A 1,597-nucleotide genomic window follows, 5' to 3' on the forward strand; every position below is an offset into this window, starting at 1 on the left:
GTATCCGTTCAGGGGGGCGACGAAAAATGGTGATTGCAGCCAGATTTATCCGCTAAGCTGAGGCTATGGCAGAAGAGGTCGAGATAGCAGGTAGCCGAATTCCGCAGCCAGATTGGGAGGCTACGCCCGCGAGCGTCAAGACGCTGGTGGCAGCGATGAGCGACCAAATGGCGCAGCTGAGCGAGCGCATCGCCCACCTGGAAGAGCAGCTATCGAAGAATTCAAAGAACTCGTCCAAGCCGCCCTCAAGCGATGGCTTTGGGCAACCGCCGCCAGCGGCGAAGAGCAAAAGCAAGCCGCGCCAGCGCGGGGGCCAACCGGGGCACCCGGGGCATCGGCGAGGGCTCTATCCGAGCGAGCGCTGCGCCGAGGTCAAAGAGCACTATCCGCAGCATTGTCGGCGGTGTGGCGAGGCCCTCAGCGGGGAAGACAAAACGCCCTACCGGCACCAGATTGTGGATTTGCCGTCGATGCAGCCAGTAGTACACGAGCATCGGCTGCATCAGTTGGTGTGCGCCCACTGCGGCAGCACGACCCGAGCCCAGTTACCGCCAGCGGTGCCAGCAGTGGGCTACGGCGAGCGGCTGAGTGCGGTGGTGGGGTTGCTGAGCAGTGGCTATCGGCAGAGTCATCAGCAGGTGGTGGCGCTGCTCAACGATGTGTTCGATGTTTCCATCAGCAGCGGTAGCGTCAACCGCATCCGGCGTGAGCTGAGCGAGGCGGTGGCCCAGCCGGTGGCGGCGGCCCAGCAGTATGTACAGGGTGCAGCGGTCCTGCATAGCGACGAGACCAGCTTTCAGCAGGGCAACGGTGACGGCGGCAACCCGAGCGGCAAGGGGGGCTGGCTGTGGGTGCTGGTGACGCCGCTGGTGAGCTTCTTTGCGGTGGCCTTAAGCCGGTCCCAGACGACAGCTCAAGCGCTGATTGGCAGTGAGGTGAGCGGCATTGTGGTCTCAGACCGCTACAGTAGCTACAACTGGATAGACTTGGCTCAGCGTCAGGTCTGCTGGGCACATCTGAAGCGAGACCTGACGGCGATTCAAGAGCGCAGCGGCGCATCTCAAACGATTGGCGAAGCGCTGCTCAGACGAGAGCGCCATCTGTTTCGACTCTGGCACCGGGTGCGAGATGGCACCTTGAGTCGTGCCGCTTTTAGCCGGGCTATCGAACCGCTCCGGCGCGGCTTCAAGCGAGAACTTGAAGCGGCAGCCCAGCTCCCGATTAGCACAAAGGAACGGACGCCTTTAGCCAAGACCGTACGCACCTGTCGAAAACTCTTGCAGGTTGAACCGGCCCTATGGACGTTTGTCGATACGCCCGGGGTCGAGCCAACTAACAATGCTGCTGAACGGGCACTGCGTCCGGCTGTAATTTGGCGGCGCACGAGCTTTGGCTCCCAGTCTCAGGCGGGCTCTGAGTTTGTCGCCCGGATGCTGACGGTGGTGGCTTCCCTAAACGCGCAGCAGCGCAACGTATTAGCGTTCTTGACTCAGGCTTGCCGAGCGGCTCGCAATGACCAGTTGCCGCCTAGCCTATTGCCTGAGCCCGCAGTCAGCTCTACAGCTACCATTCGCTCGTAACCCCCTGAACGGCTACC

1 protein-coding gene is annotated in these 1,597 nt (G+C 62.1%); it reads left to right on the forward strand.

The genetic code is table 11. The features are described 5' to 3' along the window. The first annotated feature begins 65 nt into the window (after positions 1-65). On the forward strand, positions 66-1,580 hold the full coding sequence (tnpC, locus tag IQ241_RS25210) for an IS66 family transposase (RefSeq protein WP_193912565.1): 1,515 nt from the start codon (positions 66-68) through the stop codon (positions 1,578-1,580). The last annotated feature ends 17 nt before the right edge of the window (positions 1,581-1,597 follow it).

It is taken from the genome of Vasconcelosia minhoensis LEGE 07310 (assembly GCF_015207255.1).
Classification (GTDB): domain Bacteria; phylum Cyanobacteriota; class Cyanobacteriia; order Phormidesmidales; family Phormidesmidaceae; genus Vasconcelosia; species Vasconcelosia minhoensis.